Here is a 17,374-nt window from a genome sequence, read left to right on the forward strand (position 1 = left end):
ATTACGATTATCGTTGCGCTTACGTGAGTTAGAATTACGGCGTCGCTTATTGCGGTTCTCGTTTTTCTCTTGATTTTCGTTTGCTGTAGAGTCTGTTTTAACTTCTTCTTCAGCAGGGCGCTCACTACGCGGTTTAGAGCGAGAGTTATTACGACGGCGCTGATTGTTACGACGACGGTTGTCATTGTTACCACGGCGGTTGTTATTGCGTGATTGCTGCTGCTTTTGTTGCTCAGCATTTTCTTTAGCTTGCTTTTCTTCTTCGCTTTCGCTTGCGAATAAAGACTTAAACCACTTACCAATGGCAGCTAACAAACCACCTTCAACTTTAGGAACTGCTACCGGTGCGGCAGGCTTGTCTACTTTAGTTTGTGGAGCAGGGGTAGAAGGCATTACTACGCCTTTAAGCATTGGCTCTTCACGTACAGGTGCCGATGCTGGTTTAGCCATTTCAAACGACTCTGGCTCAGGCGCAACAACTTGGTCATAGCTTACTGTCTCAAGCGTTTCATCTTTACGTAATCGCATCACTTCGTAATGAGGTGTTTCCATGTGTTGATTAGGAATAATAACTACATCACACTTGTGGTGTCTTTCAATACGGTGAACACTTCTGCGCTGCTCATTTAATAAGTATGCGGCAACAGCAACAGGTACTTGTGCATTCACTTGAGCTGTATTGTCTTTAATCGCTTCCTCTTCAATCAAACGCAGAATAGATAGTGCGATCGATTCATTAGAGCGAATAGTTCCTTGGCCACTACAACGCGGACACGGACCTTGGCTTGCTTCACCGAGTGAAGGGCGTAAGCGCTGGCGCGACATTTCAAGTAAACCAAAGCGCGAAATTTTACCAATTTGCACACGAGCACGATCAGGGCGCGCTGCATCTTTTAAGCGATTTTCTACTTCGCGTTGATGGCGCGGTGGGGTCATATCGATGAAGTCGATAACAATTAAACCACCTAAATCACGAAGACGTAATTGACGTGCAATTTCATCAGCGGCTTCTAAGTTAGTGTTTAGTGCCGTCTCCTCGATATCGCCGCCTTTGGTTGCTTTAGACGAGTTGATATCAATAGAGGTAAGTGCTTCGGTTGGATCAATTACAATCGAGCCACCTGAAGGCAGGCGTACTTCGCGTTGGAACGCAGACTCAATTTGGCTTTCAATCTGGTAATGTGTAAATAAAGGCGTGTCGCCTTGATAAAGCTTAACACGGTTCATAAAGTCAGGACGAAAACGCTCAATATGCGCTTTAGCTTCTTCAAATACGCGTGGTTTATCAATTAAAATTTCGCCAATATCGCGACGTAAATAATCGCGAATTGCGCGGAATATTACGTTACTTTCTTGGTGAATCAAAAACGGGGCTTTAGCGCTGTCGGCTGCTTGCTGAATTGCTTCCCAATGAACTAAAAGTGCTTTTAAATCGTAATTTAATTCTTCAAACGATTTGCCTACACCTGCGGTACGTACAATTAAACCCATACCTTTAGGGAGTTCTAAACGGCTCAGCGCTTCTTTAAGGTCAGTACGCTCATCGCCTTCAATACGACGAGAAATACCGCCAGCGCGAGGGTTGTTTGGCATTAGCACTAAGTAGCTACCTGCAACGCTGATAAAAGTAGTAAGCGCCGCACCTTTTTGGCCGCGCTCTTCTTTATCAACTTGTACAATTACTTCTTGACCTTCTTTGATCACGTCGCGAATATTTGGGCGACCATGAAAAGTATAACCTTGTGGGAAGTAAGTACGGGCAATTTCTTTTAAAGGAAGGAAACCATGGCGTTCGGCACCATAATCAACAAAAGCTGCTTCTAAAGAAGGCTCTATACGTGTGATTTTACCTTTGTAAATGTTGGCTTTTTTCTGTTCGTGACCTGGGCTCTCTATATCTAAATCATATAGACGCTGGCCGTCAACCAGTGCTACGCGCATTTCTTCTTGCTGCGTTGCATTGATTAGCATACGTTTCATATTGTTACTCTACTTATTTTTTGTCGCTGACATGACGAAACGTGCTCGTCTGTTCAGTTGTTCCTTTTTTTAGAATGTGCAGCCTCACGACTGGGTCTGTAACGGAACGCTCAGTATTTGTATGCAGTATTTTTTAAATGCTGGCTAACAACAGCGTACATATACGCTATTAAATTCTATACGGTGCTAAAACTGTTGGCTCTTACGCTCTTTACAAGTTTTACCCAGAAGTTGGCCTGTCATATCAATCTTTAGTGCGTTTATGTTAGGCGCGTAGGGCTCAAAAGTAGCTAAAATACAATGGGTATTTTCTTTGTACTTGAAAGCAAAATTCGCTGCCGAATGTTAATAAACGCTTATTTGCTAGATTTTTAGTTCTAAATAAGCTGCTATACGGTACTACATGTGAGCAAATTCTGAACAACGTTTTTACGTCGTCACTATCAAACAAATTATTTGTTCATTGCTTTTATTTTTACATTAAATATTAATTCATGTTCAAACTTAATCAGTAATATATTACGCGCATTACTGTTAGTTGAGCGCACGTGTTAACTGAGTAGGCATAAAAGCTTTGGAAAACTTAACTCGGATCTGTATGATCGGCTACCCAGAATGTGCATCACGAATGTTTTAATGTGTTAAAAAGCACCGTTGTTATTTGCAAATACTAAATATTTGCGCTGCTGATTATCCCACTATTATAACTGTGTTAGCAACTAAATTATTTTACTTAAATCAGTGATTAGGCAATGTCAGAAAAAACCGGCTTACAAGTAACTTTTGTCACAATCAACGAAGACCATTTAGGTCAGCGCATTGATAACTTTCTTATTACCCATTTAAAAGGGGTGCCTAAAAGCGCAGTTTATAAAATTTTGCGCAAAGGCGAGGTGCGCGTTAATAAAAAGCGCATAAAGCCTGTTTATAAATTGCAGCTTAACGACGTAGTGCGTATTCCGCCAATTAAAGTAGCTGAGCGTGAAGAGTTTGTGCCTAAAAAGCTTGATAAAGTAAAGCAACTAGAAGATGCAATTTTATTTGAAGACAAATACCTTATTGTGATCAATAAACCTTCAGGCATGGCTGTACACGGCGGCAGTGGTTTGAGTTATGGCTTAATTGAAGCGCTGCGCGTGTTACGCCCTCATGAGCGAAATTTAGAGCTGGTGCATAGGCTTGATAGAGACACGTCGGGCTGTTTATTAATTTCAAAGCGTCGTTCAGTACTAACCGCGCTGCATGAGCAATTGCGTGAAAAAACCATGGAAAAAAATTACTGGGCGTTGGTAACAGGCCAGTGGGATTCATCGGTTAAAAATGTGACTGAAGGGCTACGTAAAAACACGCTTAAGTCAGGTGAGCGGGTAGTGCGTGTAGACAATAACGAAGGTAAACCTTCACATACGCGTTTTAGAGTCCTTGAGCGTTTTAACGATTGTTCATTAGTGCAAGCTTCTCCTGTAACAGGGCGCACTCACCAGATTCGTGTTCATACACAGTGTAAAGGCCACCCCATTGCATGTGATGATAAATACGGCGACCAAGGTTTTGATGAGTCGATGCGAAAAATTGGGCTAAACCGTCTATTTTTACATGCTCACGATTTAAGCTTTTTTCATCCTAAAAACGAAACCACAATGCGTGTAGAAGCACCGCTTGATAATGCGCTAAAAAATTGTATTTTAAAATTAAGAGACGCAAAAGCGTAATGAGTACAGGCGCGCATTAAAACTATAAGCTAGTTATTTTTGATTGGGATGGCACTGTTATGGACTCAATTAGCAAAATTGTTAATTGTATTCGTCACAGTGTGCTTGCGCTAAATATTGAGCCGCCAAGCGACACAGCAATTAAAAATATAATTGGATTGTCGCTTGAGCATGCAATCAAGGTCCTATTTCCATCTTATCCAGAGCACCATCAAGCTTTAGTTGCAGATTACAAACACCAGTACAGTATCGATACCACAGCAACGCCTTTATTTGATGATGTGAGCACTGTTTTAAGTGCGTTAAAGCAACACAGAATGATACTTGCCATTGCTACAGGTAAAGGGCGAGGTGGGCTGGAGCGTTTGCTTGAGCAAAGCCAGCTGCGCAAATTTTTTAGTGCAAGCCTTACCAGTAGTGAGGCCGAATCTAAACCCTCTCCCGATATGTTATACCAACTTTTAGAGGAGTTAGGCGTTAGCGCAGATGAAGCACTAATGATTGGCGATACTAAAATAGATATGGCAATGGCAAAAGCTGCGGGGATGGATAGACTCGGTGTGACCATGGGAGTAAACAATGCTGAGGAACTCAACACGTTTACACCTGTTGCAACGGTTGATAACTTTCAACAGTTGCAACATATTTTAATTGGTTAAGTTAATTACTGATGTGCGAGAACGTCAAAATCAAACTCAGTTAATAGTTGGTTGAGTTTAATTAATGGCAAGCCGATTAAACTATTAGGGTCGTCGCCGTTTAGTTTTTCAAATAAACAAATTCCGAGGCCTTCGCTTTTAAAACTCCCTGCACAGTTATAAGGCTGCTCGGCATCACAATAAGCTTCGATTTGCTCAAGAGTAAGTGTTTTAAATACCACTTCAAATGGTTCAATCAGTGTTTTTGCTTTATTAGCTGCAATATCATAAACGCAAAGGCCGGTTAAAAACGTGACTGTTTGGCCGCTAAACAAAGAAAGTTGCACAATGGCGTTTTCTTTATTGTGAGGTTTACCGAGTATTTGCCCGTTAAACACAGCAACTTGATCAGAGCCGATAACTAAACCTTGATCAAAGTGTTTAACTGCTGCGCGAGCTTTACTTTCACTTAAGCGATAAACAAGTTGCTCGGGGGCCTCATTTGGTAAAGCGGTTTCGTCTATATCAGGCGAAAAAGTACTAAATGGCAGGTTAAATTTTTGCAATAAAGACTGCCTAAATGGTGAGCTTGACGCTAATATAAGCGGGTGCTTCATAAATTAATATCCTAATTAAATTTAGTTTGAGTTAGGATAAATCAGATCCGTAATGAAAACACGTGAAAAACCACGCAAAAATGCTTTTTTGCTTTGACTAACCTATTAACTATCTATATGATGCAGCCCCTATGCAAAAGGTAAAAATTCCCATCACTCTTCATCCTGGGAAAGCAGCGCAACACCGTTTATCTTACGATGGTATTGTACCGCTTGAAAAACTTGCTCGTTTACGAGGTGTTGTACAGGAAGAAGCAGGTGAAATAGCGGTAAAAATTCAGTGCAAAACTGATGAGCAAGGTTTAGTTGTGATTAGCGGCAATTTGTCCACACATGTAACTGTAACTTGTCAACGTTGTAATGATGATTTAGGGTTGGATTTGGATCAAGACTTTATGTATTCGCCAGTCGGTTTGGATGCTGAGTCAGATGATCTTCCTGAAGTCTACGATGAAGTAGTGCTTGATGAAAACGGTGAAATTAACGTATTTGAGTTAATCGAAGACGAGCTAATTTTAGCCATTCCATTAGTGCCTACCCACAACGAAGCTTCATGCAGTTACTCATCAGAGCCTACTCGCTTTGGTGTATTAAAAGCGGAAGATGATAAACCAAATCCATTTGATATTTTGAAACAACTTAAGAAAGATTCTTAGGAGAAGACTAATGGCTGTACAAAAAAGCAAAAAGTCTCGTGCAAGACGCGGCATGCGCCGTTCACACGATGCGATCAACGGTCCAACTTTAACAGTTGACCAAACTTCAGGTGAGACTCATCGTCGTCACCACGTAACTGCTGACGGTTACTACAAAGGCGTTCAAGTAATTTCTAACTAAGAGATTGCTTTATGCTGACTAATCTAACCATAGCGTTAGATATGATGGGGGGCGATTATGGCCCCCGTTCATCTATCCCCGCTGCCGTTAGCGCAGTAAATGCTCATGCCAATTTAACCCTCATTTTATGCGGCAACGAGCAGGTTATTACCGATCAATTAGAATCACTCGACTCGCTCTCGCACCCTAGACTCATCATTCGTCATTGTAATGAAGTTGTTTCCAATACCTGTGAGCCTGCGCTTGCTGTACGATCCAAAAAAGACTCCTCTATGCGTGTAGCCCTCGATTTAGTTAAATCAGGTGAGGCACAGGCCTGTGTTAGCTCAGGTAATACTGGCGCTTTGTTTTTTATGGCGCACTACGTTTTAAAAATGCTACCTGGTGTAAAACGCCCAGCTTTAATATCAGCAGTGCCAACAGAACAAAAAAAACCGGTTTACTTGCTTGATTTAGGGGCTAATGTGCATTGTGATTCTGAAATACTCTATCAATTTGGCATTATGGGCTCAGTGGTCGCCGGTCAAGCCCTTGGGTGTGAAAATCCTAAAGTGAGCTTACTTAATATTGGCTCCGAAGACATAAAGGGTCACGAAGGCATTAAGCAAGCTGCGCAGTTAATGCAGCAAAGCCCTTATATAAATTATACTGGCTATAGCGAGGGCAGTGATATTTTTACAGGCAAAGCTGATGTGATTGTGTGTGAAGGCTTTGTTGGCAATGTTGCGTTAAAAACCTGCGAAGGCATTGCTAAACTTATTATGAAAAAGTTCACAAATGCCCTCGAAAAGCACTTAATTTACAAATGCATGGCATTTATTTTAAGTCCTGTCATAAAAAAACTCTATAATCGGGTGAACCCCGACCAGTATAACGGTGCTTCTCTGGTAGGATTGCGCGGTATTGTCGTTAAAAGCCATGGAAATGCATCAGCTAAAGCATTTCAAGCAGCAATTGATGAAGCGGTAAAAGAGGTTGAGCGTCAACTTCCAGAAAAAATAGCCGCTATTTTCGAAAAAACACATTCAAATAACTCGGCGGCCGATTAAATTTTTCTGCCGTAGTTAAAATTTTTGTTTAATTAAAAAGAGCAAAGTATGGCACAAAAAATTGCACTTCTATTTCCAGGTCAGGGCTCACAAAGCGTTGGCATGTTAAGCGAGCTTTTAGAAAGCTCTGACATTGTAAAAACAACCTTTAGTGAAGCGTCGAGCGCACTTGGCTATGATTTAGCAGCGCTGGTATTAAATGGCCCAGAAGAAGAACTTAATCAAACTCACCGCACTCAACCTGCTTTATTAACAGCAAGTGTGGCAATTTACCGCCACTGGTTGGCAGCAAACCCAGATACAGATGTGGTTATGGCCGGTCATAGTTTAGGTGAATACTCTGCCTTGGTATGTAGTGGCGTGATTGACTTAGCTGAAGCAGTCAAGCTAGTTGAAAAACGTGGCTTATACATGCAAGAAGCAGTACCGGCTGGCGTAGGCTCAATGGCGGCTATTATTGGCTTAGGTGATGATGAAATTAAAACTGCCTGTGAAGAGTCTGCACAAGGTGAGGTTGTTTCACCTGTAAACTATAACTCACCAGGCCAAGTGGTTATTGCAGGGCACAAAGCTGCGGTAGATAGAGCTTCACAAGCGTGTAAAGATGCAGGCGCAAAACGTGCATTGCCTTTAAGTGTAAGTGTTCCTTCACATTGTGAATTAATGAAACCAGCAGCTGAAAAATTAGCAGCCGATTTAGCGGCTTTAACATTTAATACACCTAAGTGTGATGTAATTAATAATGTTGATGTAAAAGCACGAAACTCAGCTGATGCAATTAAAGATGCATTAGTGCGCCAGCTATACAGCCCTGTACGTTGGACAGAAACAGTACAAGCGCTAGTGGCTCAAGGCATTACACAAAGCTACGAATTTGGCCCAGGTAAAGTATTAACTGGCCTTGCAAAACGAATCGATAAATCAATGGTGTGTGGTTCAGTAAATGACGCTGCAAGCATTGAAGCTGCAAAATAAGAGAATTTTAAATGACTAATTTATTTTCATTAGAGGGCAAAGTTGTCCTAATTACTGGCGCAAGCCGTGGTATTGGCAAAGCAATTGCAAACACGTTAGTGGCACAGGGCGCAAAAGTGGCAGGTACAGCTACTAGTGAATCAGGCGCAGCTAAAATTAGCGATTACTTAGGTGAAAACGGTAAGGGATATGCGTTAAACGTAACCGATCCTGCATCGATTGAGGCAACACTTGCTGCAATAAAAGCCGACTTAGGCGATGTTGATGTACTGGTAAATAATGCGGGTATCACCCGTGACAACTTATTAATGCGCATGAAAGACGGTGAGTGGGACGATATTATCGATACCAACTTAAGCTCTATTTTCCGTTTATCTAAAGCGGTATTACGCCCTATGATGAAGAAAAAGAACGGCCGCATTATTAACATTGGCTCAGTAGTGGGTACTATGGGTAATGCAGGCCAAGCTAACTACGCAGCAGCGAAAGCTGGTGTAATTGGTTTTTCTAAGTCACTTGCACGTGAAGTTGCATCACGTGGTATTACAGTAAATGTGGTAGCGCCTGGTTTTATTCAAACCGATATGACCGATGAGCTAACCGAAGATCAAAAAGCAGCTACGCTTGCTAATGTACCGGCAGGTCGCCTGGGTCAGCCAGACGAAATAGCAGCAGCGGTGTGTTACTTAGCATCTGACGCGGCTGGGTATGTATCTGGCGAAACTTTGCATGTAAATGGCGCGATGTACATGGTTTAATAACCATTGGCGAACCCATGCACTTAAATTTACATATGCAAGTGATCTCAAAAACATTGAAATTTTTGTGATCTTGCTTTAAACATACTTGAAATCGCTGTGAAAATAAGCGATAAAAGATAAAACAAACACTCAGAGGTTTGACCAGACAATTATTTATGGTCAAATCATTGAATCAGAGAATTATGCGGCGTAAACTACGCCGCAATCTGAAAATAACGCATTGGCGTTTTTAATAAAGGAAAGAAGAATGAGCGACATCCAAGAACGCGTAAAGAAAATTATCATCGAACAACTAGGTGTTAAAGAAGAAGAAGTTAAAAACGAAGCTTCTTTCGTAGACGACCTAGGTGCAGATTCTCTTGATACTGTAGAACTAGTTATGGCTCTTGAAGAAGAGTTCGATACTGAGATCCCAGATGAAGAAGCTGAGAAGATCACCACAGTACAATCTGCAATCGATTACGTTACAGCTCACGCTGAGTAATTAATCGCACATTAAAGGCAGCATTCGCTGCCTTTAATCTATATATCCAAACCACCTCAAAGTTCATGATTCAAGTTCACCCGCTTTTACTCTCTACTGCATTAATTTGTAATAGCACATACTTAACTGAATTTGAGACTCGCACTTTGAGGTCGCTTGGGTATGAATTCCCTTTGTAATGCCAATAGATTGAAATTTAGTAAGTTAAATAGCTTTAGAGTATTTTAATCAGTTGGTGAAAATATCCCTTATTGGAGGCAAACCGTGGCTAAACGTCGAGTTGTCGTAACTGGCTTAGGAATGTTGACGCCGTTAGGTAATGATGTGCAATCTACCTGGCAAGGCTTATTAGATGGTAAAAGTGGTATACAAAATATAACTCACTTTGATACATCAAAATTTGGTACTAAATTCGCTGGACTCATCAATGACTTTGATGCAACTGCATATATGTCGGCGAAAGATACCAAAAAAATGGACTTATTTATTCAGTATGGCATTGCAGCGGGTGTTCAAGCCTTACAAGACTCAGGGCTTGAAATAACTGAACAAAATGCTACCCGAGTAGGTGTTGCAGTAGGTTCAGGTATTGGCGGGCTAACCTTAATTGAAGAAAACCACATAAAATTATTAAATAGTGGTCCGCGCAAGCTTTCTCCATTTTATGTACCTTCAACCATTATTAATATGATCTCGGGCCATTTATCTATGATGCATGGTTTACGTGGCCCTAATATTTCTATTGTGACGGCATGTACAACGGGTCTTCATAATATTGGCCATGCAGCACGTATGATTGCCTACGGCGATGCGGATGCTATGGTTGCCGGCGGTGCAGAAAAAGCCTGTACACCTATTGGTATGGGCGGCTTTAATGCAGCACGCGCGCTCTCTACACGTAACGATGATCCACAAGCGGCATCTCGCCCTTGGGATAAAGACCGCGATGGTTTTGTACTCTCTGATGGTGCAGGTGTGGTTGTAGTAGAAGAATACGAACACGCTAAAGCTCGTGGCGCTAAAATTTACGCTGAGCTTGTTGGCTTTGGTATGAGTGGTGATGCATACCACATGACCTCGCCACCAGAAGACGGTGCCGGCGCAGCACTTGCTATGCAAAATGCACTTAATGATGCGCAAGTAAATGCAGATCAAGTAGGCTACATTAACGCTCACGGCACATCGACCAATGCAGGTGATAAAGCCGAAACGCAAGCGGTTAAAACTATTTTTGGCAATGCAGCTAAAGATGTAATGGTAGGCTCGTCTAAATCAATGATGGGGCATTTATTAGGTGCTGCAGGCTCTGTTGAGTCAATTGTTTCAATTTTATCGTTAGCTGATCAAAAAGTATCACCAACCATTAACCTTGATAACCCAGATGAAGGCTGTGACTTAGATTACATAGCCCACACTGCACGTGATGCAAAACTCGACTTTGCACTGTGTAACTCATTTGGTTTTGGTGGCACTAATGGCTCGTTGCTATTTAAAAAGGTATAATCTTTTTTAACAACGAACCAAATTATAAGAGCTCAGTTGTTTAACTGGGCTTTTTTTATGCAAGTTATTTATATGCAAACAATAATAACAACCAACGATAAAAGCACGATCAATACGCGTGATAGAGGCCTAAACTATGGTGATGGCTTTTTTACCACTGCCAAAGTAGTTGCAGGGCGCGTTGAGCATTGGCAATACCACAAAGCACGTTTAATAGAATGTGCCGAACGTTTAGCATTCCCAGCAATTAATTTTACTGAGCTTGAGCAACATATTACAAAAGCGATTAGTCACTGCCAGCTAAACGTGCTTAAAGTTGTGATCACCCGTGGTGAAGGTGGGCGCGGCTATGGATTACCGCAGCAAGCTCATTTAACAATATTGATCTCTGTATTGGCGTTTCCGCAAAATTATAAAGCACTGGCTAAGAGCGGAGTGAGTTTAGCTCTAAGCCCAATAAAATTAGCTTCTCAGCCTTTACTCGCTGGGCTAAAAACGCTAAACCGGCTAGAGCAAGTGCTGATTAAAAACGCCATGGCAAACCAAACATGTGATGATGTTTTAGTACTCGATCATCAAAATAATGTCATTGAAGCCTCGGCAGCTAATATTTTTGCCATTATTGATAATAAAGTTTATACGCCAAGCCTTGAGCAATGCGGTATAAAAGGGGTTTATCTGCAATCGTTATGTGATAAATTAGCCGTTGAATTTAAGCAAGTTAGCCTAAACGAATTAACTCAAGCACGCGCTGTGTTTATATGTAACAGCTTAATGGGCGCTGTGGCTGTTAATCGAATTGAACAACAGTCATTTAACGTTGAGCAAAGCATGGCTTTATTAAATGAATTATTAGCCAAGGAGGCTAAGTGTTAAAAGTTATTTTATCGGTATTATTGTTAGCTTTAGTGACAACGCTTTTAGGGTATCAACAATTACAGGCAACAATAGCAAGCCCGCTAAACATAACAACGCCTACTCAGTTTAAAGTAAAAAAAGGCATAGGTTTTAACCAGCTTTGCAAGCAGTGGCAAAGCAAAGGCTGGCTAAAAAGCTGTTGGCGTTACCAAATAGTTGCAAAGCTTGACCCAACGCTAACTGATTTAAAAGCCGGTTTATACGAGCTGACCAATACAAGCGTTATTAACAACATAAAAAAAATAAACAACGGTGAGCAAATTAGTTTTAGCTTTACCATTATTGAAGGGCAAAACCTACGGGAAGTATTAGCTGCCATTAATAGCGCGCCGCACTTAACTAATAACTTAAATACAGAGCAACTTTCGCGGCAAATAATAGGTGAAAAAGACCATTTAGAAGGATGGTTATATCCCGATACATATCACTATCACAGTGGCGATACAGCCAGTAGTTTACTAAAGCGCGCAGCCGTTAAAATGCAACAAACACTTGAGCAAGCATGGCCTAATCGAGCAACTAACCTGCCATATAAAAACGCTTACGAAGCGCTGATCATGGCGTCTATCATCGAAAAAGAAACCGGCCTTGCCAGTGAGCGCCCGCTAATAGCCGCTGTATTTATAAATAGATTAAACGCCAATATGCGCCTTCAAACAGACCCAACCGTAATATACGGCTTAGGTGAGAGTTTTGACGGCGACATTAAGCGAAAAGATTTACGCGATTACACGCCCTATAACACGTATCGCATTAACGGGCTGCCGCCTACACCCATTGCCATGCCCTCAAAAGCCGCTATTTTAGCAGCGCTTAACCCACCGCAATCAGAGTATGTTTACTTTGTGGCTAAAGGCGATGGCAGTCATCAATTTTCAACCACGTTAAAGCAACACAACGCGGCAGTAAAAACGTATATATTAAATAAAACGAATTGAACCTTATATGAAACCAAAATTTATTGTAATTGAAGGCCTTGAAGGCGCAGGTAAATCAACAGCCATTGCGCTGTGCCAAGATTTTTTAAATAAAAAACAAATAGACTTTATTAACGTACGTGAGCCAGGGGGCACACCGCTTGCAGAGTCTTTACGAACACTTGTGAAAGCCGAGCATGAAGAAGACATAGCCTTTGAAACTGAATTATTAATTATGTATGCGGCACGCTCACAGCTAATGCACAATGTAATTAACCCTGCACTTAACAAAGGGCAGTGGGTATTGGCCGACCGCCACGATTTATCGTCTCAAGCGTACCAAGGCGGCGGCCGCGGTATTAGCGCTAATACCTTATCGTCTTTATCGTCTATGGTATTAAAAGGGTTAAAACCCGATTTAACCATTTACCTAGACATAGACCCAGTAATTGGCCTTGAACGTGCTAAAGGTCGTGGTGAGCTTGATAGAATAGAGCAAGAAGCCATTGAATTTTTTCAGCGCACGCGCATGCGCTATGTAGAGCTGGCAAATGACGACAGCTCAATAAAAACCGTTGATGCCAATCAAAGTATTGATAAAGTACACCGCGATATAACCAATGTATTACGCACCTTTTTTGAAGGGTTAAAATAACATGGCATTGCCGTGGCTTAATACTGTAGAGCAACAGCTTGCGCAAAGTTATAAAGCGCAGCGTTTTCATCATGCGCAGTTGCTTTGCGGCCCTATTGGCGTGGGTAAGTTTGAGCTAAGCGAGCAATTAGCTAATAGTTTGTTATGCCAAAACATTAATACCCACATGCAAAGCGAAGGTAGCAAGTTAGCTCCGTGTGGGCAGTGTAAAAGCTGCGCATTAACCCATGCCGGAAACCACCCAGATAAACGCATAACGCAAGTTGAAGGGCAAAGCATAGGCGTGGACGATATTCGTGCGATAAGCGATTTTATGAACCACTCTGCTGCACAAAATGGCAATAAAGTGGCCATTATTGAAAACTGCGAAAAAATGACCACCGCTGCGGCAAACGCATTACTAAAAACGCTAGAAGAGCCCAGCAATAGTCGCTTTTTAATTTTAACAACAAGCAATACCGCGCAGTTACCTGCCACTATTTTAAGCCGCTGCGCCAAAACAGACATTAAAGTAACTAACCCCAATGAAGCCAAAACCTGGTTAGCCGATTTAAATATTAGTGACTATGTGTGGCTGCCTTTATTTTACACGCAACCACTGTTAATTAAACAGTGGCAAGCGCAAGAGCAGCTGCAACACATTGATACTTTATATAAATTTGCAACTGAGTTTAAACAAAGCCATAATTTTAGTCCGCTTGTTAATATTATAAATAAACAACCTGAGCTAATACGCATTTTTACATTATTTTTAAGCGAGCAATTAAAACAGCAGCTTATAAGAGGTTTAAGTTTTGACGCGTACCAAAGTGCGCAGCAAGCGGTGAATGAATTTTTACAAAATAGCACAGAGGTACTTGGGCTTAATTTACCTCTAGCAGTGTCGCGTTTAGCGCATGCCCTGCGTCACATTTAATAGGAATACTTATGCAAGAGCTTTTAGTTGATGTAGACAACCTTGACGAACTTTACCGCTGCTATATGCCATATTTAAAAAAAGGTGGCCTATTTGTGCGTACCAACATGCGTTACGAAATTGGGTACTCTTTAGCGCTAAGGGTGACCTTGCCTGATGCACTAGAAGACGACGTGGTAACAGGAAAAGTAGCTTGGGTAACGCCACAAGGCGCACAAAGCTCAAACCCGCCAGGTATTGGCATAAGTTTTTTAGATGATAAAACAAACCTAAATGCTAAAATCGAAAAGCTATTAGGCACTATGTTAAACTCTGGTAACCCTACATATACCATGTAGCTCAATGGGCTATTTTGCTCGTTAATTTGTAATACATACTTTGTGATCCCGTATTATTGCAAATTGGTATAATTTAAATTTTAAAACAATACAGGCCGTATAGTGATTGTAGATTCTCATTGCCATTTAGATCGTCTTGATTTTGACAAACTAGATTTAAACTTAGATCAAGTACTCGACAACGCCCGCGCAAAGCAAGTAGAGCATTTTTTATGTGTAAGTGTAACGCTTGATCAATTCCCAAGCATGCTTGAAAAAATTAAACATTACGACGATGTATCGGCATCGTGTGGCGTACATCCGCTTGATCAAAAAGATGCTCTTAATAAACAGCAGCTTATCGATTTAGCATCGCATAAAAAAGTGGTCGCAATAGGCGAAACAGGCCTCGATTACTATTATTCAAAAGACACGCACGCAGTGCAGCAAGCCAGTTTTGTAGGGCATATAGAAGTAGCAAACGAGTTGCAAAAGCCACTTATTATTCATACCCGTGATGCCCGATCCGATACCATAAACTTAATGCGTGAGCATAAAGCAGAAAACTGCGGTGGCGTATTGCATTGTTTTACCGAAGATTGGGATATGGCTAAAAAAGCGATTGATATGGGTTTTTATATTTCTATTTCGGGCATTGTTACCTTTAAAAATGCCGTAGAGCTTAAAGAAGTAGTAAAGCAAATCCCACTCGATAGGCTACTTATTGAGACTGATTCACCGTATTTAGCACCTGTACCGTACCGTGGTAAAACAAATCAGCCGGCGTATGTAGAAGATGTTGCCTACTACATTAGCGAACTTAAAGGCATTAGCTTTAACGAGCTTGCAAAAGCCACCACAGATAACTTTTATTCACTTTTTAAATTAGCAGCAAAAGGCTAACACATGACTACTCAATCGGCGCAACTCCCGCTTTTATTAATGGGGCCCATGGTGCGCCGAGCTGAGCAAGGTAGTATATGTATTCAATTTGCTACATCGCGCCCTGGCAATTGCCAAATCACACTTAAAGACCAACAAAGCTACTGCGAGCAGCAAAGCATTGCCCTAGGTAAACACCTTTACCTCCACTTTATAATTATAAAACCCGTTGATAACCCGTTTCCGGTCGATACCTTATTAGCGTATACGCTGTACATAAATGAGCAGCAAATTGATTTAACGCCATGGTGTTTTAAAGGCCAAGCCGCCCCTTCATTTGTAATTGCAAATAAGCTTACGCATATTTTACATGGCTCGTGCCGTAACGCGCATCATCCTGCAAAAGACAGTTTAGTATCTGCAAGTGAATGGCAAGATACCCAGCGCAGTACAGACCAGCAAGGTGCACAGCTGTTGTTGCTAAGTGGCGATCAAGTTTACGCCGATGATGTAGCAGCACCTATGCTATTGGCAATTCATCAGCTAATAGATGTATTAGGGCTTTATAAAGAGCAGCCGCTTGCGCTTAATTTACCAGCAGATATAAACGATCAGCTTTTTAACCGCCATCATTACTTACCTAAAACGCCATGGCAAAAGCGTTCAAAACTGGGGGTAGGGTATTGGCTAAAAAAAGACGAGCCGCACTTTTCTAGCGTAAAAGCACATAACCACTTAATCCACTTTGAAGAATTTATAGCGCTTTACCTACTTAACTTTAGTGCCACCGCATGGCAATGCGTTGATATACAAAATATGCATTACACGCAAGGTAATGAAAAAAACAACGCCATTTTTAACGCCGAAAAAAAGGCCTTAATAGACTACGCAAAAGGTTTAAATAGCGTAGATCGTTTATTTGCCAATGTATCTACCTTGATGATGTTTGATGATCACGATGTAACCGATGATTGGAACCTAACAGCAGGGTGGGAGCAAGCAATAAATCAAAACCCAAGCAGTAAACGCATCATTAATAACGGGCTGATAAGCTATTGGTTATTTCAAGGGCTCGGTAACGACGCGCTACATAAAACAGGTGCACTAATAAACGACTTTAAACAAAGCCGCAGCGCTAATAATAGTTGGCAGTTTAAAGCCTTTGATAAACCGCTAAATGAGTTTAATTATTGGCATTATGAGCTTAACACTACACCAAAAGTGGTAGTACTTGATACCCGCACCCACCGCTGGCGTAACGAAAGTAATTTTAATGAACCCTCAGGCTTACTTGATTGGGAGCGCTTAACAGAGCTTGAAGAAAGCCTGCTTAGCCACAGCAAAGTAATTATTGTATCACCAGCACCGGTGTTTGGCGTTAAATCAATAGAGGCAATACAAGCGGCATTTAATATGTGCGGCCAGCCGCTTATGGTAGACGTAGAAAACTGGATGGCACACGAAGGCTCAGCCAAAAAGCTACTCGACACTTTTAGACGCACGGACACGCCCAACGAAACGCTTATTTTGTCGGGCGATGTACATTACTCTTTTTGTTTTTCGGTGCAAAAGCGCTTTGGCGATCACCCTAATAGAATATGGCAACTCACCGCCAGCGGAATTAAAAACGAATTTCCGCGCAAGCTCATTAATGTACTCGATAAGCTCGACTCAATACTATACGGCCCCAAAAGTCCGCTTAACTTTTTCACCAAACGCTGGCACATGGAAGTAGACAAACACCAAACCAAAGGCGAAGGCCAAAAGTATTTAGTAAGTGACTCCGCCATTAGTTTAATTACATTAGAGCAGGGCGACTTAGCACGCTATCAACTAATCCACGGCGACGGTCATTTAACTGAATTTGATTTAGAGCATAAATAAAGCACGTTATTGGTTTTGTAGACGTAGAGCTTGCTCACGTTAGAAGCGCAGCTTCTTGTAAAAGATCAATTGCACAAAGAGAATAAAATGAGGAGTAAATGAGAAGACAAAGTTAATACAGCATTTTATAAATTTAGTGTTTTAATTACTTCTCTAAAGCGGAGCGTCTCTTAAACTCTTTGTGAGTATTTGTTTTTAAGGATTAAAGTTTAGCTTTCAAAGCCAGCAAATTAGTCATCTACGGGGTGAAATTATGTATTTATTCGTAGACGTTGAGCTTGCTCACGTTAGAAGCGCAGCTTCTTGTAAAAGATCAATTGCACAAAGAG

The 17,374-nt window shown here is 41.4% G+C and carries 18 protein-coding genes; 16 read left to right on the top strand and 2 right to left on the bottom strand.

The window, feature by feature from the left end:
• Positions 1-1,980 (bottom strand): ribonuclease E (rne, locus tag AABI99_RS14765; RefSeq protein ID WP_338366776.1); only part of this gene is annotated, 1,980 nt, incomplete at its 3' end.
• Positions 1,981-2,732: 752 nt separating this feature from the next.
• Between rne and rluC the strand changes: the two genes are divergently transcribed.
• A complete protein-coding gene (rluC, locus tag AABI99_RS14770; protein WP_338366778.1) occupies positions 2,733-3,692 on the top strand; it encodes a 23S rRNA pseudouridine(955/2504/2580) synthase RluC in 960 nt (319 codons plus the stop codon).
• Positions 3,693-3,727: 35 nt separating this feature from the next.
• On the top strand, positions 3,728-4,351 hold the full coding sequence (locus AABI99_RS14775) for an HAD-IA family hydrolase (RefSeq protein WP_338366828.1): 624 nt from the start codon (positions 3,728-3,730) through the stop codon (positions 4,349-4,351).
• Between the two features lie 5 nt (positions 4,352-4,356).
• Here AABI99_RS14775 and AABI99_RS14780 read toward each other — a convergent pair whose 3' ends face one another.
• Complete coding sequence (locus tag AABI99_RS14780) at positions 4,357-4,947, bottom strand: nucleoside triphosphate pyrophosphatase (protein WP_338366779.1); 591 nt, start codon at positions 4,945-4,947, stop codon at positions 4,357-4,359.
• Positions 4,948-5,078: 131 nt separating this feature from the next.
• Here AABI99_RS14780 and yceD point away from each other — a divergent pair, with 131 nt between their 5' ends.
• The 14 genes from yceD (at position 5,079) to AABI99_RS14850 (ending at position 17,045) form a co-directional block, all read left to right on the top strand.
• Positions 5,079-5,603: a 23S rRNA accumulation protein YceD gene (yceD, locus tag AABI99_RS14785; protein WP_338366781.1), complete on the top strand. Its 525-nt coding sequence runs from the start codon at positions 5,079-5,081 to the stop codon at positions 5,601-5,603.
• Between the two features lie 10 nt (positions 5,604-5,613).
• A complete protein-coding gene (gene rpmF, locus AABI99_RS14790; RefSeq protein WP_004587686.1) occupies positions 5,614-5,784 on the top strand; it encodes a 50S ribosomal protein L32 in 171 nt (56 codons plus the stop codon).
• Between the two features lie 11 nt (positions 5,785-5,795).
• Complete coding sequence (gene plsX, locus AABI99_RS14795; RefSeq protein ID WP_338366799.1) at positions 5,796-6,833, top strand: phosphate acyltransferase PlsX; 1,038 nt, start codon at positions 5,796-5,798, stop codon at positions 6,831-6,833.
• Positions 6,834-6,881: 48 nt separating this feature from the next.
• Positions 6,882-7,808 (top strand): ACP S-malonyltransferase, encoded by a 927-nt coding sequence (fabD, locus tag AABI99_RS14800; RefSeq protein WP_338366801.1) that lies wholly within the window; start codon positions 6,882-6,884, stop codon positions 7,806-7,808.
• An 11-nt stretch (positions 7,809-7,819) separates the two neighbouring features.
• Positions 7,820-8,566, top strand: coding sequence for a 3-oxoacyl-ACP reductase FabG (gene fabG, locus AABI99_RS14805; protein ID WP_338366803.1), 747 nt, complete (start codon positions 7,820-7,822; stop codon positions 8,564-8,566).
• A gap of 250 nt (positions 8,567-8,816) precedes the next feature.
• Positions 8,817-9,053, top strand: coding sequence for an acyl carrier protein (acpP, locus tag AABI99_RS14810; RefSeq protein WP_008109873.1), 237 nt, complete (start codon positions 8,817-8,819; stop codon positions 9,051-9,053).
• Between the two features lie 264 nt (positions 9,054-9,317).
• Entirely contained in the window at positions 9,318-10,556 is a 1,239-nt protein-coding gene (fabF, locus tag AABI99_RS14815) for a beta-ketoacyl-ACP synthase II (RefSeq protein WP_338366812.1), read from the top strand.
• A gap of 72 nt (positions 10,557-10,628) precedes the next feature.
• Entirely contained in the window at positions 10,629-11,432 is an 804-nt protein-coding gene (pabC, locus tag AABI99_RS14820) for an aminodeoxychorismate lyase (RefSeq protein ID WP_338366814.1), read from the top strand.
• Positions 11,426-12,412 (top strand): endolytic transglycosylase MltG, encoded by a 987-nt coding sequence (gene mltG / locus AABI99_RS14825; RefSeq protein WP_338366816.1) that lies wholly within the window; start codon positions 11,426-11,428, stop codon positions 12,410-12,412. The genes pabC and mltG overlap by 7 nt, the downstream gene beginning before the upstream one ends.
• Positions 12,413-12,419: 7 nt before the next feature.
• Positions 12,420-13,046: a dTMP kinase gene (gene tmk / locus AABI99_RS14830; protein ID WP_338366818.1), complete on the top strand. Its 627-nt coding sequence runs from the start codon at positions 12,420-12,422 to the stop codon at positions 13,044-13,046.
• 1 nt (position 13,047) lies between these two features.
• Positions 13,048-13,962 (top strand): DNA polymerase III subunit, encoded by a 915-nt coding sequence (locus tag AABI99_RS14835; RefSeq protein ID WP_338366820.1) that lies wholly within the window; start codon positions 13,048-13,050, stop codon positions 13,960-13,962.
• A gap of 11 nt (positions 13,963-13,973) precedes the next feature.
• A complete protein-coding gene (locus AABI99_RS14840; protein ID WP_338366822.1) occupies positions 13,974-14,300 on the top strand; it encodes a PilZ domain-containing protein in 327 nt (108 codons plus the stop codon).
• Positions 14,301-14,402: 102 nt separating this feature from the next.
• Positions 14,403-15,182 carry a YchF/TatD family DNA exonuclease gene (locus AABI99_RS14845; protein WP_338366824.1) on the top strand — a complete coding sequence of 260 codons (780 nt, stop codon included), beginning with the start codon at positions 14,403-14,405 and terminating at the stop codon, positions 15,180-15,182.
• A 3-nt stretch (positions 15,183-15,185) separates the two neighbouring features.
• On the top strand, positions 15,186-17,045 hold the full coding sequence (locus tag AABI99_RS14850) for an alkaline phosphatase D family protein (RefSeq protein ID WP_338366826.1): 1,860 nt from the start codon (positions 15,186-15,188) through the stop codon (positions 17,043-17,045).
• The last annotated feature ends 329 nt before the right edge of the window (positions 17,046-17,374 follow it).

The organism is uncultured Pseudoalteromonas sp., assembly GCF_963922945.1.
GTDB lineage: Bacteria > Pseudomonadota > Gammaproteobacteria > Enterobacterales > Alteromonadaceae > Pseudoalteromonas.